The sequence below is a fragment of the Streptomyces nidicola genome (genome assembly GCF_050106155.1).
Classification (GTDB): Bacteria; Actinomycetota; Actinomycetes; order Streptomycetales; family Streptomycetaceae; genus Streptomyces.
The window spans coordinates 4,495,649-4,521,384 of record NZ_JBNBPI010000001.1; the positions used below are offsets into that span (position 1 = coordinate 4,495,649).

The window sequence follows — 25,736 nt, forward strand, 5'->3', positions numbered from 1 at the left end:
AGGGTACGTACGTCTCCGTGCTCAGGCAGCCGCGGGGCGCCGCCACGCCGGGGCCTGCGCCACCAGTTCCCAGAGGTCGTCGAAGTGCTTGACCCACATTCCGACGGCGGGCTCGTCCTCGGGGCGGCGTTCGGCGGCCAGGACGGTGAGATCGGTGTCGTAGCCCTTGGGGTCGTAGTACTCCTCTTGCAGAGACATGCGCGAGGACAGGTCGTACAGGCCGTGCAGGACCCGCTTGCGGTTGAAGATGCAGAGTTTCTGCAACGGAGGTCCTGAGAGGACCCGGTACTCGCAGCGCACCTCGACATGGCCGAGCCGGGTCACACCCGTGGCGAGGTCGGAGAGGATCTGGTCGTACTCCTGGCATTTGCGCTCGATTCTGCGGCGGAATTCCGGCGCGTCCTCCGCCACCCCATCCGCACCGACCCTGGAGGGGACGTGCATGGGCAGGGAGAAGTCCGGAACGATCATCCGCACTGTCACCCGGCGGGTCGGCCCCGGCGCTTCCGCCAGCCGTTCGAGCCGGTGGTACAGCTCGTTGAAGAGCGTTTCTCCCGTATAGCCGGAGAAACTGATCTCCACGAGCCTGGACTCGAACGCGTCTGCCACGAAGGCCCCCAGATTGCGGGAGTTCGCCTCGACCCGGGCAGGCAGCCGGCTGACGGCGGTCAGTTCCTTGACCGCCTCGTACAGGATGAAGGCGACGAGGCTGAGCAGGGCGCCACCCAGGAACGTCTTCCCATCCAGCGCGTCTCCGAGCGGTGCGACGAATTGGGCGGTCAGCCCGGTGACGAAGATGACGAGGAGGAGAATCCGTACTGCCGTCGGCTCGACCCGCTGTTGGAACCTGCGCAGCGATCTGACGACCCCGCCCCTGTCACCCGACATGCGCAGCCCTCCCCGGCGCCGCCTGCCTCATGCATGTCATGGTCCGCGTGCGGCAGGGCGAGGGCAAGGTACGGATTGGCCGCCTGCTCCGTTCCGGCGGGCATTTCCAGCCAGACCAGGGCCTTGCGAAGCGTTGTCGTGTACGAGCCGACAGCCCGTTTCACGTTCGGGGCGTCGAGGCTGGAACCGGTGACCAGGCGCTCCAGGTCCACATACGCGGAACGAACCACTTCGAGGCCCTGGTACACGGGTACGTCGCGCTCCCACCCGCGGGTGAAGTCCGCCGGCATCCGCTGCGACCACCGGGAGTACATCCGGTCCCTGACCTCTCTGGTGGTCGGCGTCAGGTGGATGTGCCGCACGAGGTCGTACAGCGGATCCCCGACCATGGCCATCTCCCAGTCGATCAGCGTGAGACCGGTCCGCTCCTCGCGCCGGACCAGGTTCCAGGGGTTCAGGTCGCCGTGGAGCAGTCCGTGTCTGCGCTGATGCACGTCGTGTCGCAGCAATCGCGCCTTGAGCTCGGCCGCATCGGGGAGCCCGAGCCGGGCGGCAAGATCCTTCGCAGGCTGAGCCAACCCACCGACCAGCACTTCCAGTTGACGACACAGCCACGGGTAGAAACCGAGCCCGCCCATGTCCTGCGGCCGCACTTTGATCTCGGGCCGCGCCAGTTGGCACAGCTGACCGACCAGGTCGCTCACTTCGCCGGGCAGCAGTCCGTGCACGGGATGCTGCGGGCCCCCGCGGTCACTGGGGCGCCCGGCGTACGACTGGATGGTGAACTGTTCTCCCAAGTCACTCGTCCCCAGCGCGAGCACCCGGGAGACACTGACTTTGGCGCCCGATTCCTCGATGGCCCGGAGCACCGCGTGCTCGTCGAGGAACCTCGGCTCGATGGGACTGACCGTGCCGACCTTCCGGCGGACCATGACGCGCCCGAAACCACGGACGTCGACGAACGTGCCCAGGTGTGCCGTGCCCTTGAAAACGTGCGATGCCGGAGCCAGGCCCTCTGCCCAGAGAGCTTCCTCAACATGTTCCGGGCCGAAGTCCCCCGGCAGGTCGAGGCGCTTGTCCCGCTTCCAATGAATGGACGTCGAGAAGACCTTGCCGCGATGACGCCCGTCCTTGGCCACCCGCCACCGGTAGAGCAGCGGCTCGATCGCGGACGCGGGCAGGACATTGCGCAGCCTCAGAGGTTCGCGGGCCACGGCGAGAGCACGGTGTACCTCCTCGGCCGCCTGCTCCAGATCGCTCTGGCTGAAGCTCTTGCCGAGGGTCCCGACCGCCCGGATGACATCCGGATACACGGACTGGGCCCGCTCGAAGTCGATGTAGTGCGCGAGGTCGGACTCCAGGCCCGCGACCGCCTCGGGCTGAACCATCCACAGGGCCTTGTGCCACTGCTCGATAACCTCGGGCCACTGCCCACGCGGGTAGTCCATGCGCACCAGATGCACGGCCAGGTCGTGCAGCGGATCCCCGTACGTCGCGAGTTCCCAGTCCACCAGCAGCAGCCGCGGCCAACCGTCGTGGGTGACGATCACGTTCCCTCTGTGCAGATCTCCGTGGAGAAGCTGGAACGGCCGTGGGGTCAGGGAGGGCGCCCAATGCTGATGAAGGCGGAGTGCGTTCTCCGGGACACCAAGGGCCACGAACAGCCCTCCGAATTCAGGCCAATTGACCTGGCGGATCTGCTCCTCGGCCTGAGTCAGCAGCATCCTGAGGAATCCCCTGCTGTCGCCGTTCCTCGGCCAGTACGGAGGACGGTCCGGCAGGGCGGACTCGGGCACCCGCGCCATGTCCGCGAGCAGCTCCGCGAACGCCTGGATCAGCTGCGGCTCCACCGGCTCCCCGTTCCGGCAGATACTGGAGAACGGTGTGCCCTCCAGATAGCTGTGGACCGCGCCGCCCTCGAACCGTTCCAGCACCTGCGGTACGGGTTCCTCGTGGGGTCGTAGCGCCTCCAGGACGCCCTGCTCGGGCTCCCAGGTCCTGATCACCACAGAGGCGACGTCCTTGCGACGCTGTCGCACCATGACCTTGGAGTCGGGAGGGAAGCCGACGGCATCGGCCTCTTCAGCCGTCAGACGCACCACATGGTTGACGTTGTGGTGGCCACTGATCCGCTCGCCGCTGCGCTGCGCACGCTCCACGACTTGACGCCAGACAACGGACGTCGGGGCAATCGGGGCGATGACAGCGCCCACACGCCGCTCCTGAATACTCATGCAACGGGCCGTAACAGACGGCCACACAGTAACGCCCACGCGCAGCCCTGACGACCGGACTGAGCGAAGTGAGCGGTTTCAGGGGTGTAAAGAAACACGCACAGGGGTATGGCGTTCGATCCCCGATCGACTCAGCGCGCCAAGTGCTCCCACACGGAGTCGAACCACGCCTGCCAACTCTTCATGAAGACCGACCCGCGCGAGCCCGGGTTGTCGTCCTTGACGTAGTGCGTGAGCTGGGCTCCGAGGCCGAGCACGTCGAGGGCGCGCAGCGTCACCTCGTCGTCGAGGACGATGGGGCGCTCGATGACCTCGTACGGGCCGTGCAGTGCCTGCTCACCTCCGACCAGGTACAGCTTCGATGTCGGCGTGAGCATCACGTGCCGGATCTCGATGCTCGCCGTCTCCACAAGGCCCTCGGCCTCCAGCTGGCGCAGCTCCACCTGCATCGACGCACTGTGCCGACGCGTGATGTCCAGCAGCCGTTCCTTCAGCCGGGCGGTGAACCGGCCGTCCGGATCGTCCAGCGCCCGCGGATACGGCAGGTCGAGGGCCTCGTCGGGAATCAGCATCCGGATGGCGACGCGCCGCGGCCGCACCTCGCCGAGCCTGATCCGCTCGATCTGGCCCTTCACCTGCATGTCGAGCGATTCGGACGTCAGGGTGAACACGTCGAGCACGACCTCGGGACCCGCGAACGCCTCGTCGAAGAAGCCGCGCAGCGTCACCCGCCCCTCTATCGCGGCCCGCGCGGTGTACGACTGGACCGCCTGCGCCCGGATGACGCGGGTGCCGCTGCCCTGCTTCGGGTCGATCCACCCCTCTGAGCGCAACTGCTTCAGCGCGCGCTGCACCGTGTCACGGGAGACGTCGAACTCTTCGGCCAGCCCCCGCTGGGCCGGCAGCAAGGACCCCAGCGGGTAGACGCCGCCGGCCATCCGCGAGCGCAGCTCCTCCACGACACGGAAGACCTCCTTGCCGCCACTGGCTCCACCGCCGCTGCTCACCACAAGGGGAACGTACCTCCGTCAGCCCAACGGCACACCGGTTTCAGTCAACTTCCAGGCTTTTTAGGGGCGTTGATTAACGATCTGTCCGACCGGGGAACACCAATTCAAGTCCAGCAGTCCAATTGGGCTGGTTGGCAGAACAGTTGAAGGGTGGGGACCCATGAATCCGATACCGCAGTTGCTGGCGACCGTGCTCGGCTATGGACTGGAGCAGTTCCTCCAGTCCGAGTACGGAGCCCTCGGACTTGTGGCCCTCGCCGCCCTCACACTTCTCCTGTCCGCCGAGCGGAGGTCTAGGGCCGGTGCGCTGATCGGGGCCGCGCTGGTGTTCCTCGCCCTGACTCAGGTCTGACGACGCCGCGCGACGTGCTTCCAGAGGCCGTCGAACATCGCCTGCTCCCCGTCCACGAAGGCGGCCTGGTCCTCGCCGTTGGAGCGCTGGAAGGGGAACATCTCGGTCTCGAAGCCCTCCACGTCCACGAGCTCCACCGTGTCCGCGTCCTCGTAGTCGTCGATCTCCCGCTCGATCCGATCCGGAACGTAGTGCCCGACCAGCACCTCCTGCCGGTTCAGGAGGTACACCTTCCGGGTCGGGACGCCGGAGACGAAGCGGTATTCGAAGCTCGCGTCGACGCCGCTGTCGCGCAGTCCCTTGAAGGCACCGACGAGCACCGTGCGCTGCGCGTCCCACTGGATGCGGCCGCGGCGCCTGATCGCCTCGTCGAGCTTTTCGTCGTGGCCCCAGCCGGCCGCGGGCGCTGGGTAATCGACATTCTCCCCGAGCCTCGGCACCATCATCCGTACGTGTACGGACTCCGGCCGCAGCGCCCCTTCGTACACCTTCCGCAGCGGCTCGCCGAGGGCCGTCAGCAGTGTCTCTCCGGTCAGGCTCGCCACGTCCACGTAGACGTGCTGCGCCTCGAAGGCCGCTACCAGGCGTGGGCCCAGGATGCTCCGTGCCGACTGTGCACCCGGCACAGAATGCTGTTGCGGGCGGGACACCGTGGGCGGGCTGCCCTTGCGGGCGTTCGTCAACATGCCGTCGGCGCGCAGCAGTTGCAGCGCGTTGCGGACCGTGCCGCGCTCCACTCCGAACTCCCGCGCGAGCGTGGCCTGTGTCGGGAGGCGTTCGCCGGACTTGAGTTCGCCGCCGAGGATCCGCTTGCGCAGGATGTCGGCGATCTCTTCGGCGGTGGGTCTGGGGGTGTTCTCCGTATTCGCGTCCACCACGACGATCTCCCCTCACCCCCCGACCAAGTCCGTACAACTCTACGGCAGTTGGCTGCCAACTCCCCCGGCTTGCGCCAAAGGGTGAGGGAATCGCAGGTCAGGCGCGGCCCCGCAGAATGTCGATGATCGGCTCCAGGGTCGCGGTCACCTGCCGGGCCCCCGCCTCCCGCAGGACGGCCTCCTTGCGGTCATTACGCGCGTAGCCCAGAAACGCGACGCCCGCCTGCCGCGCCGCCACCAGGTCCGACGCCGCGTCGCCGATCATCAGCGTGGTTCCGGGCGCCGCGCCCATCGCCGACATGGCGCGCTGAAGGCAGTACGGGTCGGGCTTGAGGCGGGAAAGGTCCTTGGTACGGCCGTAGATGTGGGGCTCGAAGCAGCCGGACAGTCCGCGGCCCGCGATGTAGCGGCGGGCCGCCTCTGCCGAGTTGTTGGTGGTGATGGCGAGTCGGGTGCCCACCGCCGTCCAGGTGCGGATCAGCGGGTCCGCATGCTCCGTGGGCCAGGCGGAGGCGACGGCTCGCAGCTCCTGCTCGGTGAGCCTGCTCTCCATCTCCACGACCAGGTCGGTGTCCGGCCGCGCCCGCCCGAGGAGGCGCAGGGCCGCGTGCGGGTCCACGTCGGCCCGTTCCTCGGCCGTCAGTACGTCCCCGAGCCCCTGCGCATCCAGCCACTCCACCTGCTCCCGCGCGATCCCCGCCGCCGGCCGGCCCGCGAAGAGTCGGCAGATCGGGCCGTCGAAGTCGAAGAGGACATGGCGGGCGCTCGCGATCAGGTCCGCGAGGGTGCCCGACTCGCGTGCGTCGCCCTGTTCGGTCGATTCCCGACTTGGTTCGGTCTCTTCTGCCACCGGAACAGTCTGCTTCGTCGTCTCTGAAGTCACTAGGAGAGTGTCAGGTCGGAGGTGATGGTTTCCCAGAGGGCGTCGAACCACTTCTGCGACTCCTCCACGAAGGTCCGGTCGCGGTGGCCCGCCCGCTCCTCGAAGGAGAAGAGCAGGGCCTGCGTGCCGGTGGCCGAGAACATCTCCAGCTTGGTGTCGTTGTCGATCTCCTCCTCGCGCCGCGTGACCATGTAGTACGAGAGCAGGGCCTCGGACTGGTTCAGCAGATAGAGCTTGACCGGCGGGGTGAAGGGGAGCGCGCGGAAGGTCACCCGCACGTCGATGTCGTGCGAGGAGCGCAGGGAGCGCAGGTTGTGGCGCAGCACCTGGCCCTGCGCGTTGCGCTGCGCCAGCCAGCGGTTGTGCACCGCGACGCCCTCGTCGTGGTCGATCCCGTCGCTGCCGTCCGGGACCGGCACCGGGAAGGCGAGGTTGATGTCGCGGCTGGGCAGCAGGATGCGTACGTCGAGGGATTCGGGGCGGATGCGGCCCTCGTGGATGTGGCGCAGCGGCTCGCCGAGGGCCAGCATCAGGGTTTCGGAGGTCATGCAGACCGCGTCGATACGGACGTGGGGGGCGTGGAAGGCCTCCACCAGGCGGGGGGCGAGCGCGACCATCGACGGCTGCGGCTCGTCGCGCGCGGCGCTCCCCGGGGCGATCCGCGGCGGGCTGCCCTTGCTGCGCTTGCTCAGCAGGCCGTCCGTCTCCAGGAGCTGGAGCGCCTGACGGACCGTGCCGCGCTCGACGCCGAACTCATCGGCGAGCGTGGCCTGCGTGGGCAGTTGATCCCCCGGCCGCAGCGCGCCCTCCCGGATGCGCTCGCGGAGTTGGTCGGCGATCTCCTGGGCCGTGAGCCTTCTCCTGCCGTTCAGTGTCGCGTCTGCCATGTCCGCCACGCCCTGCTCCCCTGGATCCGACCAAACGGCACAACTCGCCGTCATTTGGCGAGAGTTGTCGTCCTCCCGTTTATATACCACGACCAAGTGGGGACAACTCCAGTGCAGTTGGTCGCCAACTTGGAAGAAGGTGGCCAATGGTGGCAGCGAAGGAGACCAAGTAAGGCCCAGCAGCGAAGCAACGCAACACCGAAGCAGGAGGAACCACCATGTCCGTACTCAGCCTCCTCTCCGCGGTGGTCGTGCTCACCTTCGAGCAGCTCGCGCAGTGGCACTACGGTCCGGCCGGCCTCGCGGGCCTGCTCCTGCTCGCCGTCGGCGCCAAGGCCAGGAACGCCACCTGCAGTTCGATGGGCGGCGTGCTGCTCGCGCTGACCGTGGCCGGACCCGCGCTGCACTGAATGGGCTCACCACCGCCCCTGGCCGGCCCCGCCCTCATGAGCTGAGCCACAGGTCCTGGCTGATCGTGTTCCAGAGGCCGTTGAACCAAAGATGGGACTGCTCCACGAAGGTCGTGTCGCGCAGCCCCGCCCCGTGCTCGAACGCGAAGAGCATCTGCCGCACGCCCTGCGCGTCGTACACGTCCACCCGCTCATGGTCGATCTGGGCGTCGCGCCTGGTCAGCGTGTAGTACGCGAACAGCGCCTCGTTGCTGTTGAGCAGGTAGAGCTTGACCGGGGGCGTGAACGGCAGCGCGCGGAACTCCACCGTGACGTCCATGCCGTGCGTGGCCCGCAGGGCCAGCAGATTGTGGCGCAGCACCTGCCCCTGCGCGTTGCGCTGCTCCAGCCAGTCGCGCCGCAGCCTGCCGCCGACCGCCGCCTCCGCCCGCGAGGCCTCCGCCGCCCGTGACACGGGATCGACGACCGGTGGCGCGGGCGCGGGAAACGCGAGGTCGATGTCCCGGCTCGGCAGCAGCACCCGCACCCGGATCCTGGCCGGTTTCGTACGCCCCTCGTGGATGAGGCGCAGCGGTTCACCCATCGCGAGCGTCAGCGAGACCGCCGTCAGGCACAGCGCGTCGATCTCCACGTCGGTCTGCTGGAAGGCTTCGGCGATGCGTGGAGCGAGCGTCACCATGGTCGACTGCGGCTGTGCCTCGGGGCCGAGCAGCGCGGGCCGCGGATGCTGCGCGACGGTGGCCGGACTGCCCTTCGTGGCGTTCACCAACAGGTTCTCGGACTGCAGAATGCGCAGCGCCTGACGTACGGCGGAGCGCTCCACACCGAATTCGCCCGCCAACTGTGCCTGTGTAGGCATCCGTTGGCCGGGGCTCAGGCGGCCGGACGTGATCCGGTCGCGCAGCGCGTCGGCCACTTCGCGGTACGTATAACGCGCCCGCTGTGACCTGGGCCGTCCATTGACGGCGGCATGTTCCCCGCTCACAACCAAACCCTACAACTTCCCGCCATCTTTGGGGAGTTGACGTGAAGGTGGTTATGAGACGCCCTTCAGCGGAGATAACTACCTTTGAGTTGGTGACCAACTTCCCGGACATGGTCGGGGGACCTGAAGTTGGTCACCACGAGGACCTCAGGTCCTGAAGGAGGTAGGACAATGCCGCTCTTCGCCATCGTCATCGCCGCACTCGCCATCGGATTCGAGCAGCTCATCCAGTGGAAGTACGGGCCGATGGGCATCATCGCCTTCATCGTTCTCTCCGTCGGCCTCAAGGCCAAGAACACCGTGATCAGCGGCATCGGGGCCGTCGTCCTCGTGATGCTGCTCGCCCAGAGCGGCTGACCGGGCTCCCTTCCGGAGGGGAGCCGGGAGCCCGGTCGGTCAGTACGTCGTACGCGGATGGGGCCGCGGCTCAGAACACATCGGGGCACCACGGCCGCCGCGAGGTCCGCAGCAGGGCGTCGAACCCGGCGGCCGCGCCCTCCTCGTGCTCCACGATCCGCCCCAGGGCGGCGATCCGCACCGCGGACTCGCCGCCCAGCCACAGAGCTCCCAACTCGCGTACGTCGACCGTGAGTTGGGGCGAGGCGGCGCCCGGCGAACAGACCGCTCCGCCGGGCGCCGCCGTCAACGTGAACCGCCCGCCCGCGAGCCCCGCGGCGTCGAGCACCTCGAACGCGATCTCCCCGCTGGTGTCGTACGAGCGCGCCTCCATGGCCCGTACGACGTCCAGGATCCGTACCCACATCGAGTCGGCCTGCTGCGTCACGCGGGCCGCGCGCGGGTCCGGGAGGAGGTCCGGCAGCAGGTCGTCCTGGGCGCGGTGCCCGCTCTCCACGACGGTGACCCAGTCGACCGAGCAGACGAAGTGCCACAGGGCCCGCTCCGCGGCCGGGGTGAGAGCGAGCAGGTCCTGCACCTTCGCCGTGCACGCCGGCTGTACGTGGTCGTTGAACCGGGCCTCCGTGCGGTACGCGACCAGGCCCTCCACCTCGCCGCGCGCGTTGCGGTACACCGCGTGGAACGGCTCCGTCCACGGGTCCTCCGGGGTCGGCCACAGGCCGGTGTTGTACTGCCACCACTGCTCGCCGCGGGAGACGAGACCGGCGACCCGGCCGCGCAGCTTCCCGTGCAGCTCAGGGCCGACCTTGCGGATCTCCTCGGCGTCGGACAGGTCCACCCGGCCGTCGTCGCCGGGGCCCGACCAGCGGGCGTCGAGGCCGGACCGCACCACGTCGATCTCCCAGGTCGTGGTGGTGGTCGCGGGGCCGAAGCCGAAGCGGCCGTAGATCGGGTACTCGGCGGCGATCAGCGTGGCCGCGACGTCGCCGCGCTCCTTCGCCTCGGCGAGGTCGGCCGCCATCATGCGGCTGAGCAGGCCGCGGCGGCGGTGCGTGGGACTGACGGTGACGTTGGTGATCGCGTCCGTGGGGACGGTGGCGCCGCCCGGAACGGTGAGCTCCTGCGCGAAGGAGCGGAACGTGGCGACCTGACGGGTGCCGCCGCCTCCGGCTGGGGCGAAGGCGGCGCGGGTGCGGGGGAGGTCGAAGTGGGCGCGGCGCTTGGCGACCGTCTGGGGTGAGGCGGTCGGGGGGCGCAGGAAGCCGGTGTTGAGGGTGCGGCACCATTCGGGCAGCTCGTCCTCGGTGACGGCCCGGACGTCTATCGCTTCGCGGTCATCAGGGGTGGCGGCACGGTTACTCATGAGCTCACGCTAGGCGGGGCCCGGTGTGTGTGTCGCCCGGATTCTTCCCACGTCGCGGGGCTCCGCCCCGGACCCCACCCCTCAGTCGCCTACCAGGCCCGTCGAACCAGTCAGGAGGTCGTCCACCTGGGCCTCCCCCGCCCGGTAGCGGCGAGCGATTTCCGCGCTGCAGTCGTCCGCCGTGCGCTGCAACTGGTGGCGGCGGCGCGAGACCAGCTGCTCGTAGCGGACGAGGCGGCCCATCGCCGCGAGCAGCTCGTCGTCCGTGCGGGCGACGAGGTCGGAGAGCTCGACCTCGGCGAGCATCTCCTGGACGAGGCGCCGGGACTCCTCGCTGTGCGGGGTGCCGAGCGTGACGTGCCGGGCCGACGAGCGCTGCCGCGTCGGCTGGTCCCGCAGGATCTCCGAGAGCCGGTCCACGACCGGCGACTCGGGGTCCTTCCGCCGGCCCAACTCGGCCCGCAGGATGTCGATCCGGCCCTGGAGCAGGCGTCGTACGTAGCTCAGGTCCGCCTCGTTCTGCTGGGAGTCGCGGCGCAGCGTGCGCAGCTCCGGCAGGCGCAGGGCCGACAGGTCCGGTGCGGGCACGGCGGGCAGTTCCGGGCTGTCGGTCCGCTGGGCCGGCGGGCGCGTCAGCGGGGCCACCCGCTCCCTGTGCGTCAGCGATACGGGCTGCCCGGGCAGCCCCGTACTCGTTGTGTGGCTCATGGCATGGGTATCCATGGTCTGCTTACCGTCCCCTCGACCGGACCGCGCCGCACGCCACCGACGCACCGCGTGTCAGCATGGTGCCACTCCCAGTGCCCACTTCGGGCCCGAGTGCCCCAGATCCGCCCCGGATGGGGGGTTGGGGAGCATGCTCAAACCCCTTGTGCGGCACGAAAATCGGTGCGCGGCATGATGGTCGTATGCGAGCAGTGGTGCAGAGGGTGGACGGCGCGAGCGTCGTCGTGGACGACGAGACGGTCGGCGAGATCAAGGGCGAGGGCCTGTGCGTCCTCGTCGGGGTCACGCACGAGGACACCAAGGAGAAGGCGGCCCAACTGGCCCGCAAGCTCTGGTCGGTACGGATGCTGGCCGACGAGAAGTCGTGCAGCGACATCGACGCGCCGCTCCTCGTGATCAGCCAGTTCACGCTCTACGGAGACGCCCGCAAGGGCCGCCGCCCCACCTGGAACGCCGCCGCGCCTGGCCCGGTCGCCGAGCCGCTGGTCGACGAGGTCGTGGCGCAGCTTCGGGCGCTCGGCGCGACCGTGGCGACGGGCCGGTTCGGGGCACAGATGCGGGTGTCCCTGACGAACGACGGCCCGTTCACGGTGCTGCTGGAGATGTGATTCCTCAGCGAATCAGGGTTCTACGACGATCTCCTGCGCCGCCGCCGTGGCCTCCGCGAGGAGCTCCGCGTCGGCCGGCACGTTCCGCTTGATGACCGCGAGCGCGATCGGGCCCAGCTCGTGGTGGCGTACGGAGGTCGTCACGACACCGATCTTGCGGCCCTCGGGGCCGTCCGCGGCGAGCCGCACCTCGGCGCCGTGCGGCGGCAGGTGCACCTCGCTGCCGTCCAGGTGCAGGAAGACGAGCCGCCGCGGCGGCTTGCCCAGGTTGTGCACGCGGGCGACGGTCTCCTGCCCCCGGTAGCAGCCCTTCTGCAGGTGCACGGCCGAGCCGATCCAGCCCAGCTCGTGCGGGATGGTGCGGTGGTCCGTCTCGAAGCCGAAGCGCGGGCGGTGCTGCTCGACGCGCAGCGCCTCGTAGGCCAGCAGCCCGACCGCCGGGCCGTTCTCGCTCGCGTACGACTCCAGGTCGGCGCGCGGCAGGAACAGGTCGCGGCCGTGCGGCGTCTCGCGCACGACCACCCCGTCCGGCACCGGCGCGATCGACCCGGCCGGGAGGTGCACGACGGCGAACTCGTCGGTCCGGTCGGCGGTCTCGACCCGGTAGAAGAACTTCATGGACTCCAGGTACGCGAGGAGGGACTCCTGCGTGCCCGGTTCCACGTGCGCCCACGTCGTCGTGCCGTCGTCGACGAGGTACAGGGCGTGCTCGATGTGTCCGTTGGCGGAGAGGATCAGCGCCTCGGTGGCCCGGTCCGGCTCCAGCTGCTCCACATGCTGGGTGAGCAGCAGGTGCAGCCAGCTCAGCCGGTCCGCGCCGGTGACCGTGATCACGCCGCGGTGCGACAGGTCGACGACGCCCGTCCCGTCGGCGAGGGCGCGCTGCTCGCGGAACAGGTCGCCGTAGTGCGCGGCGACGCCTTCGTCCACGCCCTCGGCGGGAACGGCGCCGGGCAGGGCCAGCAGGGGGCTGCTCGTTGAATGTCGCTGCATGTTCACACACACTACGACGAGTGGGCGGACGCGCTTATTCCTGCGCCCGCCCCTTGTCTCCGGCGTTCTTGGCGTTCTTGGCGCAGTTCTCGCAGCGCCCGAAGATGGCGAAGTGCTTGAGGTCGGTGTCGAAGCCGAACTCCTCGCGCAGCTTGGCGGTGAACTCCGCGGCGACGTCCACATCCGCCTCGATCACGTTCGTACAGTCCCGGCAGACCATGTGGATGTGGTGGTGCCGGTCGGCGAGGTGGTACGTGGGTGCGCCGTGCCCGAGATGGGCGTGCGAGACGAGCCCGAGCTCCTCCAGGAGCTCGAGGGTCCGGTAGACCGTCGAAATGTTGACCCCCGACGCCGTCTTGCGCACTTCGCACAAGATGTCGTCGGGGGTCGCATGCTCCAGGGTGTCCACGGCTTCCAGGACAAGCTGGCGCTGCGGCGTCAGCCGGTAGCCTCGCTGCCGCAGATCGCTCTTCCAGTCGATGCCTTCGGTGCTCACCACACCGACGAGTCTAGAACTACTTGAAGAACGCGATGCCGTCGTCCGGCATGTCCGGGAGGTTGCGCGCCATGTCGGCGACCTCCTCCGGGGACACGACCTTCTTGAGCTGGGCCGACATGTAGGGGCGCAGCGGAACCTCGGGGGTCTGCTTCTCGCCGACCCACATGAGGTCGCTCTTCACGTAGCCGTAGAGGCGCTTGCCGCCGCTGTACGGGCCGGAGGCCGCCGTGCGGGCCACCGCGTCCGTGGCGATGTCGATCTGCGGCTTCTTGTCGGCGAGCTCGCCGTACCAGACCTCGACGACGCCGTCGTCACGGACCATGACGACCTCGACCTGGCTGGGGCGGCCCTTGTCACCCTCGGCGGCCGTGATCCGCCAGAAGCCGGACTCGGACTCCAGGGGCTTCACCTTGTTGCCCTCGGCGTCCAGGATCCAGGAGTGCGAGTGGTACTCCAGGAAGTCCCGCCCGTCGTGGGTGAAGGAGACCTCCTGACCGAAGTTGGCCTTCTCGGCGCCCGGGAAATCGGTGACGCCGGCGCCCGCCCAGTCGCCCAGGAGGAAGGCGAGGGGGACGAGGTCGGGGTGCAGGTCGGACGGGATCTGGATCATGAGCGGTTCAGACGTCTCTCAGTGGGGGGTCAGCGCTGGCCCTGGTACAGCTTCTTCACGGACAGACCCGCGAAGGCGACGACGCCGACGCAGACCAGGACGAGAAGGGTGGAGAAGAAGGCCTCAAGCACGGGATTGCTCCTCGGTGAGCGGAACGTATGCGGATAACAGAGCCGGGCCCCACTGTAGTCGTCCGGGCACGGGGGCTCTCGGCGAGGTCGGTCACAGCGGGTGCCGCTCAGGTGTCCTCGGGTGTCACTGGTGACGCTTCTTGCCGTCCAGTTCGTCCCACCAGTCGTCGGACTTCGGATCGCCGGAGGGGTCGTCCCACCAGCGGTCGTCGGGCCCTCGCCGGTTGGCGACGATGGCCGCGAAGGGCGGGATGACCATGGCGACGACGCACATGGCGACGGCCGCGGGCACCGACCAGATCCGTACGACACCCCAGGCCAGGACGAACAGGGCGATGCATACGCCCATCATGGCGAAGTAAGCGTGCTTCCGGCGCGCGTACATACCTTCAGCGTAAGCCCGCGCGGGCCCCGGGAACATGCCGAAGGACCGCACCCGTGCCAGTGGCGTCCAACCCAGGCGGGGTGCGGCCCTTCAGCCGTTGCGTGTGATCGCTCAGACGGCGATCGCGACCTCGGCGAGGCCGCCGGTCTGGGCGACGACCGTACGGTCGGCCTGGCCGCCGGGGACCAGGGCGCGCAGCGTCCACGTGCCCTCGGCCGCGTAGAAGCGGAACTGGCCCGTGGCCGAGGTGGGGACCTCGGCGGTGAACTCGCCGGTCGAGTCCAGCAGGCGCACGTAACCGGTGACGGGCTCGCCGTCCTTGGTCACCTGGCCCTGGATGGTGGTCTCACCGGGCTTGATCGTCGAGGCGTCGGGGCCGCCGGCCTTCGCTCCGCACATGTTGAACTCCTAGGAAGTAAAGGTCAGGGGGTTACTTGTTGGCGCCGAGCTCGATCGGCACGCCGACGAGGGAGCCGTACTCGGTCCACGAGCCGTCGTAGTTCTTGACGTTCTCCTGGCCGAGCAGCTCGTGCAGCACGAACCAGGTGAGCGCGGAGCGCTCACCGATGCGGCAGTAGGCGATGGAGTCCTTCGCCAGGTCGACCTGCTCGTCGGCGTAGAGCGCCTTGAGCTCGTCGTCCGACTTGAACGTGCCGTCGTCGTTGGCGTTCTTCGACCACGGGATGTTGCGCGCGGACGGGACGTGGCCCGGACGCTGCGACTGCTCCTGCGGGAGGTGGGCCGGGGCGAGCAGCTTGCCGGAGAACTCGTCGGGCGAACGCACGTCGACGAGGTTCTGGTTGCCGATCGCGTTGACGACGTCGTCGCGGAAGGCGCGGATCGACGTGTCCTGCGGCTTGGCCTTGTACTGCGTGGCCGGACGGTTCGGGACCTGCGAGCCGTCGACCAGGTCGCGGGAGTCGAGCTCCCACTTCTTGCGGCCGCCGTCGAGGAGCTTCACGTCCTGGTGGCCGTAGAGCTTGAAGTACCAGTACGCGTAGGAGGCGAACCAGTTGTTGTTGCCGCCGTAGAGGACGACGGTCGTGTCGTTGCCGATGCCCTTCTTCGACAGCAGCTCCTCGAAGCCGGCCTGGTCGATGAAGTCACGGCGGACCGGGTCCTGGAGGTCCTTGGTCCAGTCGATCCGGATCGCGTTCTTGATGTGGTTCTTGTCGTACGCGGACGTGTCCTCGTCGACCTCGACGATGGCCACGCTGTCGTTGTCGAGGTTGGCCTCGACCCAGTCGGCGTCTACCAGGACGTCGCTGCGGCTCATGCTGATTCCTCCGGGGCAGTTGCGGGGGTATGCGAAAGGGGTGTGCGTGGCTGCACGGGGACCCCGAGGCGTGCGCCTCAAGGGGTCCGGGGAAAGCGGGAGTTGAGCCGTCCCGCTCAGGCGGCGCGACAGAGCATGGCGGCGACGCGGCACAGGTCTACTGCCCGCCGCTTCGTGAGATCCGCCTGTCGCTTCATGGGTCCGATCGTAAGGACGTACCGGCGGCCGTGTCACCGGCGTGTCGGATGATGAGACGAGATCGTCCGGAATATGAGAACGATCGCGATCCCGGGCGGCTTCCGCCCCGCCGCCGCACCGGTGGACGCCCGACGACATCTGCTCTGCGGACGCCGTTGTCTCGCATTTCGGACCGGCGGTATCCCCGGCCCGTTTCGGCATCTCCCCGGGCCTACCCGACCAGGTCGAGGTCCGAACCCTTCACGGTGATCTCGATGCCCTTGTCGACGGCCTGCACCCGGTCGAGCTTGATCCCGGCCGGCAGGTCGTCGAGCGCCTGCTGGAAGTCGGTGACGCCCCGGATCGGGCCATCGGCCAGCTTGAACGCGCTCACGTCCGGCAGGCTGTCGGCGCGCGCGGAGAGCTTGCCGCCGTCGACGTCGACCGTGCTGCGCACCGTGGGCCGCACCGTGCCGAGCGGGGTCTTGATCGCGACCGTGACCTTGGCCTTGTGGTCACCGGCGTACGCGAGCCCGTCGATCCACGCGGTGACGCCGGGGGCGACCTGCGCCGGGCCCTCCTTCTTCACGGCCTTGAGGAGCTCGGCGTAGTCGATCCGGGCGGTCCCGGTGGCCGAGTCGGCGGTGGCGGAGCTGTAGCTGCTGTCGAACTTCACGCCGTGCATCTCGGCCTTGAGGTCCGCGATACGGATGCCGGCGTCGCTCTTGCCGCTCTTCGCCTCGAAGTCCTGGATGCCGAGTTCGACGTCGTCCAGGGTGCCGCCCGCGACCTGCGTCAGGAACGGGAAGCCGTTGATCGACACGTCGGGGGTCTGCCCGAGCCCCTCGCTCGTGCGGATCTTGTCGGCGGCCTTGCTCTCGGCGAAGTGGACCGCGACGCGGTCGGCCGCCACGAAGAGGCCGCCGACGACGACGACAAATATGAGCAGTATTCGCAGTGCGCGCATGGCCCGGAGGGTACGCGAACCGCGCCGGACGACTGTCAGCCGAGCGCTCGGCCCAGCAACCACACCGCCGGTGCGGCGGCGGCCAGGGGAAGCGCCACGCCCGCCGTCATGTGCACGAAGCGCGACGGGAAGTCGTACGACGCGACACGGTGGCCGATGACGGCGCAGGCACCCGCGCCGAGGCCGAGGAAGGCACCGCCCGAACCCAGGTCCGTCATACCGCCGGCGGCGATCCCCGCCCCGGTGGCCGCGAGCAGCGCGACGACGACGGACACGACGGTCGGCAGCGGCAGCGCGCGGGCCAGGATCGCGACCGCCACGGCCACCCCGCCGACCGTCACCGCGTCGGGCTCGGCCGCGAGATGTCCGGCCGCCACGATCGCGAGCGCCGCGGAGACGACCGTCGCCATCAGGCCGTACATCCGCTCGTCGGGGTCGGCGTGCGAACGCAGTTGGAGGACCAGGGTGAGCAGCACCCAGACGCCGAGCGTGCCGAGGATCGCGGCGGGGCCGTTGTCGCGGCCGGCCACGAGCAGGGCGATGTCCGCGACGACGCCGCCCATGAAGGCGAGCGCGATGCCCTGGCGTGCGGGCCACATCCCGTTGAGCCGGAACCACCCCGCGGCCGTGACCGCCTGCAGCACCACCAGCGGCACGAGCAGCGCGTACGAGCCGATGGCGGCGCCCCCCGCGAGCAACAGGGCGAGCACGGCGGTGAGCGCGGCGGGCTGCAACCCGGGCTCGATGATGGGCGACCGCCCCTCGGCGCGGGCGCGCTGGGCAGCGGTGGCCACATCAGGCCCCGCACTGGGACGAGAGCCCGCGGGGTCCGGGGCGGAGCCCCGTGCGGCGGGCGTCTCCGACATCTGCGGGGCGGGACCCGTCTCAGGCCCCTGCGGCGCAGCCTCGTACGACCACTGCTGCTGAGGCGGCAGCCCTTCGTACCCCTGCGGCTGCACCTGGGTGTCCCACGTGGCGCCCTGCCACTGCTGCGTCGGCGGCTCGGCCTGGTACTGCTGCTGCGGCTGCCCGTACGGGTCGTACTGAGGCTCGTACTGGTACGGGTACTGCTGGTTGTTGCTCATCGGGGTGTCATCCTCCTGCGAACGGCGGGAGCACCTCGACCGTGCCGCCCTCGGCAAGCCGTACCGTCTCATGGCCGCGGGTCCCGACGGGGTCCCCGTCGACCAGGAACGAGGAGCGCTGGAGGACCCGGACGAGATCGCCGGGGTGCCGCGTGCGCACCGTGTCCAGCGCCGCCGCCAGGGTCTCGGCCTCGTACGGCTCCTCCGCGACGCCGGCGGCGGCCTTGGCCGCAGCCCAGAAGCGGATCGTGCCCTGCGCCATCCCGACTCCTCTCGGTCCCGCTCTGCTCTCTCGGTACTGCTCTGTGTGCGGCGTCCTATTGTGCGGCAAGCGTCGCCGCGACCCACGCCCCGATCCGCTCGATCAGCTCGTCGCTCGCCGCGTTCTCGGCGTGGCCCATCCCCGCTTCGAGCCACAGCTCCGCGCCGCCGTCGGCCGCCGCCATCAGCATCCGCGGGTGGTCGACGGGAAAGTACGGGTCGCGGTCGCCGTGCACCACGAGCAGCGGGGTCGGCGCGAGCAGCGGGACCGACTCGACCGGGGAGAGCGGGACCGGGTCCCAGTCGTACGGGTGGATCCGCGTGCCCAGCCCGAAGCGGCTGACGAGGCGCCCCGCGGGCCGGGTCACCGCCCAGTGCACCCGCCGCATCGGGGCCGTGCCGCGGTAGAACCACCGGGCGGGGGCGCTCACCGCGACGACCCCGTCAACGTGCGCTTCCGTGCGCCCCCTGTGCAGCGCGGCCTGCCGCAGCACCACGGAGCCGCCCATGGAGAAGCCGACCGTCGCCACGCGCGCGTGGCCGAGCGAGCGCGCCCATTCGACCGCCGCCGCGAGATCGAGCACTTCCTTGTCGCCGACCGTGGACCGCCCGCCGGAGCGGCCGTGCCCCCTGAACGAGAACGTGACCACGGCCGCACGCTGCGCGAACACCGCTGCCGCGCGGCGCACATGGGGCCGCTCCAGATCGCCGGTGAAGCCGTGCGCGAGCACGATCGCCGGGGCCCCGGGGCCGCCGGGACCGGGCTCGTACGAGGCGTCGATGGCGACTCCGTCGTGTGTCCGGAGCATCACGCGCTGTCTCCGTTCCGTGATCGGCCACACAGAAGATCCACGCTTGTCACCTGCCGGACCCCAACTCATGTGGGCTATTCTGCTGGGAAGAGGACTCGGGCAATGCAGCCCCCGGGTCCTTTTGTGCTTTCAGGGGCGTTGTATACGACGACCCGAAAACACTGGCAAAACAGCAGGTCAGGACCCCAGGGCGCGGGGTCTCCTGCCAGTACGAAGCAGTGCCGCAAACGTCCTCGTAGGGACCCGAGGAGGAACCAGACGTTATGGGCGAGCGAACCGTGCACGAACGTATGACGACCCAGGCAGGTGGGCGGCGATGAGTTCTCTGCTGCTCCTTACGAATGCCCTTCAGCCGTCGACGGAGGTGCTCCCCGCTCTCGGCCTGCTCCTGCACAACGTGCGAGTGGCTCCGGCGGAGGGCCCCGCTCTCGTCGACACCCCAGGTGCCGATGTCATCCTGATCGACGGGCGCCGGGACCTCCCGCAGGTCCGCAGTCTCTGTCAGCTGCTCCGCTCGACGGGGCCCGGCTGTCCGCTGGTGCTCGTCGTGACGGAGGGCGGCCTCGCGGCCGTCACCGCGGACTGGGGCATCGACGACGTACTCCTGGACACCGCGGGACCCGCGGAGGTCGAGGCCAGGCTCCGGCTCGCCATGGGCCGGCAGCAGATCGTCACCGACGACTCCCCGATGGAGATCCGCAACGGTGATCTGTCGGTGGACGAGGCGACCTACAGCGCGAAGCTCAAGGGCCGGGTCCTCGACCTGACCTTCAAGGAGTTCGAGCTCCTGAAGTACCTGGCGCAGCACCCCGGTCGCGTGTTCACGCGCGCCCAGCTGCTCCAAGAGGTCTGGGGCTACGACTACTTCGGCGGCACCCGGACCGTGGACGTCCACGTGCGAAGGCTGCGGGCCAAGCTCGGGCCCGAGCACGAGTCGCTCATCGGCACCGTGCGCAACGTGGGCTACCGCTTCGTCACTCCGGAGAAGCCGGAGAAGAAGGCGGAGAAGAACGCCGAGGCGCGGGCCGAGAAGCAGGCGGAACAGCAGGCCGAGCAGCGGGCCGCGGCCGCGAACAAGGCGGATACCGCAGAAAACACGGACAAGGTTCCGTCCCCCGTGGACGGAGTGGGCCGCCCGGCCCCCGTGCGCCGTTAGCGGAGGGGCTCACGCCCTGCCCAGAGGGTGGTCCATCCGCGTAGACTCCGCGCGTGGCCAAGGTGACTCGGGACGATGTGGCGCGGCTGGCGGGTACTTCGACCGCCGTCGTGTCCTACGTGATCAACAACGGACCCCGGCCGGTCGCCCCGGCCACGCGCGAGCGGGTGCTCGCCGCGATCAAGGAGCTGGGGTACCGGCCCGACCGGGTCGCCCAGGCCATGGCCTCGCGGCGGACCGACCTCATAGGCATGATCGTGCCGGACGCGCGCCAGCCGTTCTTCGCGGAGATGACGCACGCCGTCGAACAGGCGGCGGCGGAGCGCGGAAAAATGGTTCTGGTCGGCAACTCGGACTACACGGCCGACCGTGAGGTCCACTATGTGCGCGCCTTCCTCGGCATGCGGGTCTCGGGCCTGATCCTCGTCAGCCACGGTTTCAACGACCTGGCGGCGAACGAGATCGAGGCCTGGGACGCCCGCGTCGTGCTGCTGCACGAGCGGCCCGAGGCGATCGACGACGTCGCGGTCGTGACCGACGACGTCGGCGGCGCCCAGCTCGCCACCCGGCACCTCCTGGAGCACGGCCACGAGTACGTCGCCTGCCTGGGCGGTACCGCGGACACCCCCTCCGTCGGCGACCCGGTCTCCGACCACGTCGAGGGCTGGCGCCGCGCCATGAAGGAGGCGGGGCGGTCCATCGACGGCCGGCTCTTCGAGGCGCCGTACAACCGTTACGACGCCTACAAGGTGGCGCTCGGCCTGCTGGCCGGGCCCGACCGGCCGCCCGCGATCTTCTGCTCCACGGACGACCAGGCCATCGGTGTGCTGCGGGCCGCGCGCGAGCTGCGCCTCGACGTGCCGGGCGAGCTGGCGGTGGCCGGGTTCGACGACGTGAAGGAGGCGGGGCTCACCGATCCGCCGCTGACCACCGTCGCCTCGGACCGTCCCGCGATGGCGCGGGCCGCCGTGGACCTGGTCCTGGACGACTCGCTGCGGGTGGCCGGGTCGCGGCGCGAGCGGCTGAAGCTGTTCCCCTCGCGGCTGGTCGTCCGGCAGTCCTGCGGCTGCCCGTAGGCTCCGCCGCCCGGTCTTCACTTCGGGTCTCTGCTTCGGGTCTCTGCTTCGGGTCTTTACTTCGGGCAAACAGGGTTCTGCTGGGACTCTCAGGGCGCACTCAGCCGGCTCTCATGTACGCGCCACAGGCTTGGTGCCATGACCGAGACCTACCGCCGAAGCGGCGATGACTCCCAGGCCTATCCTCCGCAGCCCCCGTACCTGCCGGGCGTGGTGCTCTCCGAGCAGACGCACGAGCAGCCGCGCTACGAGCACCCGCAGCACGAGCAGCAGCCGCAGCAGGAGCAGCCGCAGCACGGCAGCCCGAAGAAGAAGCGGCTGCGCGGTCCTGCCGGGCTCATCACGGCGGTGGCGATCGCGGCCGCGGCCGTCGGCGGCGGCACCGCGTACGCCTTCCAGGAGCTCACCGGCTCCGCCACGGCCTCGTCCTCCACCAGCACCACGGTCGTGCCCAGCAGCAAGAAGGGCACCGTGTCCGGCGTCGCGGAGGCGGTCAGCCCGTCGATCGTCGAGATCAACGCGACGCTCGGCTCCGGTTCCTCGACCGGCTCCGGCGTGATCATCACGAGCGACGGCGAGATCGTCACCAACAACCACGTCGTGTCCGGCGCCTCCTCCGTCAAGGTCTCGACGAGCGACGGCAAGACGTACACGGCGGAGGTCGTCGGCACCGACGCGAAGAAGGACCTCGCGCTCATCAAGCTGAAGAACGCCTCCGGCCTCAAGGCCGCGACGCTCGGCGACTCCGAGGGCGTCAAGGTCGGCGACGACGTCGTCGCGATCGGCTCCCCCGAGGGCCTGACCGGCACCGTGACCAGCGGCATCGTCTCCGCGCTCGCCCGTGACGTCACCGTCTCCACCGACGAGGGACAGCAGCAACAGCAGGGCGGCGGGAGCGGCCAGTGGCCGTTCGAGTACGGCGGCCAGGAGTTCAACGGCGACACCGGCTCGTCCAAGACGACGTACAAGGCCATTCAGACGGACGCGTCGCTCAACCCCGGCAACTCCGGTGGCGCGCTCATCGACATGAACGGCAACATCGTCGGCATCAACTCGGCGATGTACTCGTCCTCTTCGGACTCCTCCACGTCGTCGTCCAGCAACGGCAGCGTGGGCCTCGGCTTCGCCATCCCGATCAACACCGTCAAGGCCGACCTGGACACGCTGCGGGCCGGCGGAGCCGACAGCTGACGCCACATCCCGGGTGGCCGTGCGAGGCTGAGAAGCGCCGACCACCCGCCCGTACCCACCGACAGGAAACCCTGACCATGAGCCCCGCCGAAGGCGAACCGCACCGCATCCTCATCGTCGACGACGAGCCCGCGGTACTGGAGGCGCTCCAGCGCTCCCTCGCCTTCGAGGGCTACGCCACCGAGGTCGCGGTCGACGGCGCCGACGCCCTGGAGAAGGTCGCCGCGTACCGCCCCGACCTGGTCGTCCTCGACATCCAGATGCCCCGCATGGACGGACTGACCGCCGCCCGCCGGATGCGCGCCACCGGATCCACCACCCCGATCCTCATGCTCACCGCCCGTGACACGGTCGGCGACCGCGTCACGGGCCTCGACGCGGGCGCCGACGACTACCTGGTCAAGCCCTTCGAGCTCGACGAACTGTTCGCCCGGGTACGGGCCCTGCTGCGCCGCAGCTCGTACGCGGCCGGGGCCGGCGACGGCGGTGACGATTCCGACGCCCTCTCCTTCGCCGACCTGCGCATGGACCTGACGACCCGCGAGGTCACGCGCGGCGGGCGCGCGGTCGAGCTGACCCGCACCGAGTACACGCTCCTGGAGATGTTCCTGGCCCACCCGCGCCAGGTCCTCACCCGCGAACAGATCCTCAAGGCGGTCTGGGGCTTCGACTTCGAGCCGTCCTCCAACTCGCTCGACGTGTACGTGATGTACCTGCGGCGCAAGACGGAGGCGGGCGGCGAACCGCGCCTCGTGCACACGGTGCGGGGTGTGGGGTACGTGCTGCGATCGGACGGGACCGGCGAGTGAACAAGGTCGTACGGCGGCTGAGGTCCCTGCCGCTGCGGTCGCGGATCGCGCTGCTCGTCGCGGTGGCGGTGGCGGCGGCGGTTGCCGCGGTGGCGGTGACGTGTTGGTTCATCACGGAGAAGCAGCTGTACGCACAGCTGGACAACGACCTGGTGCAGCAGGCCCACTCGGTCAAGCGCGAGCAGATGGAGTACGTTCTCGCCGGCTGTCAGTCCGGCAGCGCCTCGGCCCAGCACAACTTTCCGGGGCCCACGATCCAGATCATCCAGTCCGACGGCAGGGCCTGCACCTCGCAGGGCGACCACAAGATCCCCGTCCAGTCCTCGGACATGGCCGTCGCGGCGGGCACCTCGGACCATTCGCTGCACACCACGGACAACGTGAAGGGCCAGTCGATGCGGGTCCTCACCGTCCCGATCACCACCCAGGACGACGCACGGCTCGCCGGTGTCGCCGCGTCCGTCGCCACTCCCCTCGACGAGATCACCAAGCCGTTGACGACGCTGGCCTGGGTCCTCCTCCTCGTCGGCGGCATCGGCGTACTCGGCTCCACCGCCGCCGGGCTGTGGATCGCCCGGACGGGGCTGCGGCCCGTCGACCAGCTCACCGAGACCGTCGAGCACGTGGCCAGGACCGAGGACCTCACGGTCCGGATCCCGGTCGAGGGCGACGACGAGATCGCGCGGCTCTCGGAGTCCTTCAACTCGATGACCGCCTCGCTGGCAAGCTCCCGCGAGCTCCAGCAGCAGCTCATCGCCGACGCGGGTCACGAGCTGCGGACGCCGCTGACCTCGATGCGTACCAACATCGAACTGCTCACCCGGATCGAGGAGACGGGCCGCACCATCCCCCCGGAGGACCGCAAGGCTCTGATGGCCTCGCTGAAGGCGCAGATGACGGAGCTGGCCGCGCTCATCGGCGACCTTCAGGAGCTGTCGCGTACGGGACTGACCGGGGCCGAAGGGCCGTTGAAGGTGGTCTCGCTGCACGACACCGTGCGCAGCGCCATCGAGCGCGCCCGGCTGCGCGGCCCCGAGCTGACCTTCGACGCGGAGCTGGCCCCCTGGTACGTACGGTCCGAGCCGGCGGCGCTGGAGCGGGCGGTCGTGAACCTGCTGGACAACGCCGTGAAGTTCAGCCCGGAGAAGGGCCGCGTCGAGGTCCGGCTGATGCGCGGCACGCTCACCGTGCGGGACCACGGCCCCGGCATCCCGGACGATGAACTCCCGTACGTCTTCGACCGGTTCTGGCGCTCGCCGACCGCGCGCGCCCTGCCGGGTTCGGGGCTCGGCCTGTCGATCGTGGCGCGCACGGTCGAGGCCAGCGGCGGCCATGTCGCGCTCTCGGCGGCGGACGGCGGCGGCACGATCGCCACGCTGGTCCTGCCGGGAGCGCCGACGCCGCCGCCGGAGATCCCGTAGCGGACCCGCGTCCTGTCGGTCACTTGCGGTCGGTCACTTGTCGGTCACTTGCCGACGGAGAGGCCCCCGCCCGACAGGTCCACCCGGATCCCTTCCTTCTCCACGGTCACGTCCTGCAGCCGCACGTATCCGTCGTCGCCCGGCAGCTTCGGCAGCCGGAAGGCGAGGGAGAGGCGGTCGGCGAGTTCGGGCCGGGTGAGGCGGGTGAGGCCGTCGAGCAGCGCCGGGTCGAGGCCGAGCTTCTTCAGGATCGCGGGGTGGGCGAGCGCGATGTCGATCAGGTTCGTGCCCATCAGCTGCTTCACGAAGCGCGGCGTCCCCGTCAGCTCGCGCAGCTTCGCGTCGCTGTTCAGCGCCTGCCGCACCGCGCTGTCCGGCACCCCGAGACGCTTGACCACCGCGGGGACGGCGAGCAGCTGCCGCGCCTTGTCGACCTGCTTGGTGAGCTTGTCCACGGAGGAGCGCGTGAGGTGCAGGCCCTCGGACGAGCGGGTGCCGGGGCGGTAGGTGGCGAGGTCGCCGATGGCCAGGCTCATGTTGTCGATGTCGGTGGAGATCCCGGACGCGCCGAGCCGCTGGATGTTCGCGTCCGCCCGCACCTTCACGTCGTGCCCGGCGACGGGCAGGGTGCCGCGCGCGAGCACCTTGTTCTTCCCGTGCCCGCTGAACGTGACCTGGGACGAGCCCAGTTCCCTGTTCAGGTCGGCGAAGCTGAGCAGCACCTGGCCCTGGATCGCGTCGGCGTAGGCGCCGCTGATGTCGGTGGGACCCGAGCCCTTGATGCGTACGTTGTGCGCGGTCGCGGAGACCTTGGCGAGGGTGACGCGGTCGGCGGCGACGTCGGGGACGGTCACCTTCAGCTCGTGGATGCGGCGGTCGGCGAGCTGCGTGAGGAACGGGAAGCCGCCGATCTCCACCTCGGGCGCGGCCGCCAACTTCATTTGTTTCTTGATCTGTTGCGCCGCCTTGTTCTCGGCGTAGAGCACCGCCCAGCGGTCGGCCAGGGCGAGGAATCCGCACAGGACAAGAATCGCGATCAGGCCCTTGAGCGCGAAGGAGAGACCGGCGAAACGGCTGCGGCGCCTGCGCCTGCCACCTCGCCTGTGGTCGGGTGGAACCGAATCCTCCGCCCCGCCATCAAACCAGTCGTCGAACGCCGCGTGCTCGTCCGCTGCGCGCTCGTCATATATGTAGTCGTCGGCTGTGTAGTCGTCGGCTATGGGGTCGTCGGCCATGCGGTGGGGGGTACGCATCGGCCGATTCCATCACACACCCCCACCAATCGCACAAACATCCTTCACAAGTG

At 69.6% G+C, this 25,736-nt stretch carries 30 protein-coding genes; 9 read left to right on the plus strand and 21 right to left on the minus strand.

The annotated features are described in order from the left end of the window. Positions 1–21: 21 nt before the first annotated feature. The 3 genes from ACOKM3_RS20495 to ACOKM3_RS20505 all read right to left on the minus strand — a co-directional run bounded on the left by ACOKM3_RS20495 (position 22) and on the right by ACOKM3_RS20505 (position 4,129). Complete coding sequence (locus tag ACOKM3_RS20495) at positions 22–888, minus strand: hypothetical protein (protein ID WP_426902425.1); 867 nt, start codon at positions 886–888, stop codon at positions 22–24. Beyond that, positions 780–3,047 carry an aminoglycoside phosphotransferase family protein gene (locus tag ACOKM3_RS20500; RefSeq protein ID WP_426902427.1) on the minus strand — a complete coding sequence of 756 codons (2,268 nt, stop codon included), beginning with the start codon at positions 3,045–3,047 and terminating at the stop codon, positions 780–782. The genes ACOKM3_RS20495 and ACOKM3_RS20500 overlap by 109 nt, the downstream gene beginning before the upstream one ends. Positions 3,048–3,253: 206 nt before the next feature. Next, positions 3,254–4,129, minus strand: coding sequence for a winged helix-turn-helix domain-containing protein (locus tag ACOKM3_RS20505; RefSeq protein ID WP_426902429.1), 876 nt, complete (start codon positions 4,127–4,129; stop codon positions 3,254–3,256). A gap of 163 nt (positions 4,130–4,292) precedes the next feature. On the opposite strand from ACOKM3_RS20505, the gene ACOKM3_RS20510 reads away from it, so the two are divergent. Beyond that, positions 4,293–4,484: a hypothetical protein gene (locus ACOKM3_RS20510; protein ID WP_426902431.1), complete on the plus strand. Its 192-nt coding sequence runs from the start codon at positions 4,293–4,295 to the stop codon at positions 4,482–4,484. Here the strand turns inward: ACOKM3_RS20510 and ACOKM3_RS20515 are convergent. The 3 genes from ACOKM3_RS20515 to ACOKM3_RS20525 form a co-directional block, all read right to left on the minus strand. Then, positions 4,475–5,362 (minus strand): winged helix-turn-helix domain-containing protein, encoded by an 888-nt coding sequence (locus tag ACOKM3_RS20515; protein ID WP_426902433.1) that lies wholly within the window; start codon positions 5,360–5,362, stop codon positions 4,475–4,477. The two genes, ACOKM3_RS20510 and ACOKM3_RS20515, sit on opposite strands and share 10 nt — an antisense overlap. Positions 5,363–5,459: 97 nt before the next feature. After that, on the minus strand, positions 5,460–6,296 hold the full coding sequence (locus tag ACOKM3_RS20520; RefSeq protein ID WP_426902434.1) for an HAD family hydrolase: 837 nt from the start codon (positions 6,294–6,296) through the stop codon (positions 5,460–5,462). After that, positions 6,245–7,132: a GntR family transcriptional regulator gene (locus tag ACOKM3_RS20525; RefSeq protein WP_426906852.1), complete on the minus strand. Its 888-nt coding sequence runs from the start codon at positions 7,130–7,132 to the stop codon at positions 6,245–6,247. Before ACOKM3_RS20525 ends, ACOKM3_RS20520 begins: the two co-directional genes overlap by 52 nt. A gap of 218 nt (positions 7,133–7,350) precedes the next feature. Between ACOKM3_RS20525 and ACOKM3_RS20530 the strand changes: the two genes are divergently transcribed. Then, positions 7,351–7,542 carry a hypothetical protein gene (locus ACOKM3_RS20530; RefSeq protein WP_426902436.1) on the plus strand — a complete coding sequence of 64 codons (192 nt, stop codon included), beginning with the start codon at positions 7,351–7,353 and terminating at the stop codon, positions 7,540–7,542. 34 nt (positions 7,543–7,576) lie between these two features. Here ACOKM3_RS20530 and ACOKM3_RS20535 read toward each other — a convergent pair whose 3' ends face one another. After that, positions 7,577–8,533 carry a winged helix-turn-helix domain-containing protein gene (locus ACOKM3_RS20535; protein ID WP_426902438.1) on the minus strand — a complete coding sequence of 319 codons (957 nt, stop codon included), beginning with the start codon at positions 8,531–8,533 and terminating at the stop codon, positions 7,577–7,579. A gap of 165 nt (positions 8,534–8,698) precedes the next feature. Between ACOKM3_RS20535 and ACOKM3_RS20540 the strand changes: the two genes are divergently transcribed. After that, the gene (locus ACOKM3_RS20540; RefSeq protein WP_266712510.1) at positions 8,699–8,884 is read left to right on the plus strand and encodes a hypothetical protein; all 186 of its coding nucleotides are present in this window, start codon (positions 8,699–8,701) and stop codon (positions 8,882–8,884) included. A gap of 70 nt (positions 8,885–8,954) precedes the next feature. On the opposite strand, the gene ACOKM3_RS20545 is transcribed toward ACOKM3_RS20540, so the two are convergent. Together ACOKM3_RS20545 and ACOKM3_RS20550 are read right to left on the minus strand one after the other, a co-directional pair. Then, positions 8,955–10,247: a GNAT family N-acetyltransferase gene (locus ACOKM3_RS20545; RefSeq protein ID WP_426902440.1), complete on the minus strand. Its 1,293-nt coding sequence runs from the start codon at positions 10,245–10,247 to the stop codon at positions 8,955–8,957. Positions 10,248–10,328: 81 nt separating this feature from the next. Further along, positions 10,329–10,955, minus strand: a complete 627-nt coding sequence (locus ACOKM3_RS20550) for an RsiG family protein (RefSeq protein WP_426902442.1) — start codon at positions 10,953–10,955, stop codon at positions 10,329–10,331. 200 nt (positions 10,956–11,155) lie between these two features. Between ACOKM3_RS20550 and dtd the strand changes: the two genes are divergently transcribed. After that, complete coding sequence (gene dtd / locus ACOKM3_RS20555) at positions 11,156–11,581, plus strand: D-aminoacyl-tRNA deacylase (RefSeq protein ID WP_266712508.1); 426 nt, start codon at positions 11,156–11,158, stop codon at positions 11,579–11,581. 12 nt (positions 11,582–11,593) lie between these two features. Here the strand turns inward: dtd and ygfZ are convergent, their stop codons facing one another. The 11 genes from ygfZ to ACOKM3_RS20610 all read right to left on the minus strand — a co-directional run bounded on the left by ygfZ (position 11,594) and on the right by ACOKM3_RS20610 (position 18,846). Beyond that, positions 11,594–12,574 (minus strand): CAF17-like 4Fe-4S cluster assembly/insertion protein YgfZ, encoded by a 981-nt coding sequence (gene ygfZ / locus ACOKM3_RS20560; RefSeq protein WP_426902444.1) that lies wholly within the window; start codon positions 12,572–12,574, stop codon positions 11,594–11,596. A 34-nt stretch (positions 12,575–12,608) separates the two neighbouring features. Beyond that, the gene (locus tag ACOKM3_RS20565; RefSeq protein WP_426902446.1) at positions 12,609–13,073 is read right to left on the minus strand and encodes a Fur family transcriptional regulator; all 465 of its coding nucleotides are present in this window, start codon (positions 13,071–13,073) and stop codon (positions 12,609–12,611) included. 16 nt (positions 13,074–13,089) lie between these two features. Next, positions 13,090–13,683, minus strand: a complete 594-nt coding sequence (locus ACOKM3_RS20570; RefSeq protein WP_426902447.1) for a heme-binding beta-barrel domain-containing protein — start codon at positions 13,681–13,683, stop codon at positions 13,090–13,092. Between the two features lie 255 nt (positions 13,684–13,938). Next, positions 13,939–14,199 carry a DUF3099 domain-containing protein gene (locus ACOKM3_RS20575; RefSeq protein WP_426902449.1) on the minus strand — a complete coding sequence of 87 codons (261 nt, stop codon included), beginning with the start codon at positions 14,197–14,199 and terminating at the stop codon, positions 13,939–13,941. A 111-nt stretch (positions 14,200–14,310) separates the two neighbouring features. Beyond that, positions 14,311–14,598, minus strand: coding sequence for a DUF1416 domain-containing protein (locus ACOKM3_RS20580; protein WP_266712503.1), 288 nt, complete (start codon positions 14,596–14,598; stop codon positions 14,311–14,313). A 31-nt stretch (positions 14,599–14,629) separates the two neighbouring features. Further along, complete coding sequence (locus ACOKM3_RS20585; RefSeq protein ID WP_426902451.1) at positions 14,630–15,475, minus strand: sulfurtransferase; 846 nt, start codon at positions 15,473–15,475, stop codon at positions 14,630–14,632. Positions 15,476–15,591: 116 nt separating this feature from the next. Continuing rightward, positions 15,592–15,672 (minus strand): putative leader peptide, encoded by an 81-nt coding sequence (locus ACOKM3_RS20590; RefSeq protein WP_352133573.1) that lies wholly within the window; start codon positions 15,670–15,672, stop codon positions 15,592–15,594. 212 nt (positions 15,673–15,884) lie between these two features. After that, positions 15,885–16,619, minus strand: a complete 735-nt coding sequence (locus tag ACOKM3_RS20595; RefSeq protein WP_426902453.1) for an LmeA family phospholipid-binding protein — start codon at positions 16,617–16,619, stop codon at positions 15,885–15,887. A 35-nt stretch (positions 16,620–16,654) separates the two neighbouring features. Beyond that, positions 16,655–17,704: a hypothetical protein gene (locus ACOKM3_RS20600; RefSeq protein WP_426902454.1), complete on the minus strand. Its 1,050-nt coding sequence runs from the start codon at positions 17,702–17,704 to the stop codon at positions 16,655–16,657. Between the two features lie 7 nt (positions 17,705–17,711). Further along, complete coding sequence (locus ACOKM3_RS20605) at positions 17,712–17,966, minus strand: MoaD/ThiS family protein (protein ID WP_266712497.1); 255 nt, start codon at positions 17,964–17,966, stop codon at positions 17,712–17,714. A 55-nt stretch (positions 17,967–18,021) separates the two neighbouring features. Further along, the gene (locus ACOKM3_RS20610; RefSeq protein ID WP_426902456.1) at positions 18,022–18,846 is read right to left on the minus strand and encodes an alpha/beta hydrolase; all 825 of its coding nucleotides are present in this window, start codon (positions 18,844–18,846) and stop codon (positions 18,022–18,024) included. A gap of 247 nt (positions 18,847–19,093) precedes the next feature. Here ACOKM3_RS20610 and ACOKM3_RS20615 point away from each other — a divergent pair, with 247 nt between their 5' ends. The 5 genes from ACOKM3_RS20615 (at position 19,094) to ACOKM3_RS20635 (ending at position 24,430) form a co-directional block, all read left to right on the plus strand. Next, positions 19,094–19,933, plus strand: a complete 840-nt coding sequence (locus ACOKM3_RS20615) for a response regulator transcription factor (RefSeq protein ID WP_426902458.1) — start codon at positions 19,094–19,096, stop codon at positions 19,931–19,933. Between the two features lie 53 nt (positions 19,934–19,986). Continuing rightward, positions 19,987–21,009 (plus strand): LacI family DNA-binding transcriptional regulator, encoded by a 1,023-nt coding sequence (locus tag ACOKM3_RS20620; RefSeq protein WP_426902459.1) that lies wholly within the window; start codon positions 19,987–19,989, stop codon positions 21,007–21,009. A 138-nt stretch (positions 21,010–21,147) separates the two neighbouring features. Then, positions 21,148–22,200 carry a S1C family serine protease gene (locus ACOKM3_RS20625; protein ID WP_426902461.1) on the plus strand — a complete coding sequence of 351 codons (1,053 nt, stop codon included), beginning with the start codon at positions 21,148–21,150 and terminating at the stop codon, positions 22,198–22,200. A gap of 77 nt (positions 22,201–22,277) precedes the next feature. Next, positions 22,278–23,009: a response regulator transcription factor gene (locus ACOKM3_RS20630; protein ID WP_426902463.1), complete on the plus strand. Its 732-nt coding sequence runs from the start codon at positions 22,278–22,280 to the stop codon at positions 23,007–23,009. Then, the gene (locus tag ACOKM3_RS20635; RefSeq protein WP_426902465.1) at positions 23,006–24,430 is read left to right on the plus strand and encodes a sensor histidine kinase; all 1,425 of its coding nucleotides are present in this window, start codon (positions 23,006–23,008) and stop codon (positions 24,428–24,430) included. The genes ACOKM3_RS20630 and ACOKM3_RS20635 overlap by 4 nt, the downstream gene beginning before the upstream one ends. A gap of 44 nt (positions 24,431–24,474) precedes the next feature. On the opposite strand, the gene ACOKM3_RS20640 is transcribed toward ACOKM3_RS20635, so the two are convergent. Beyond that, on the minus strand, positions 24,475–25,683 hold the full coding sequence (locus tag ACOKM3_RS20640) for an LmeA family phospholipid-binding protein (RefSeq protein ID WP_426902467.1): 1,209 nt from the start codon (positions 25,681–25,683) through the stop codon (positions 24,475–24,477). Positions 25,684–25,736: the final 53 nt, after the last annotated feature.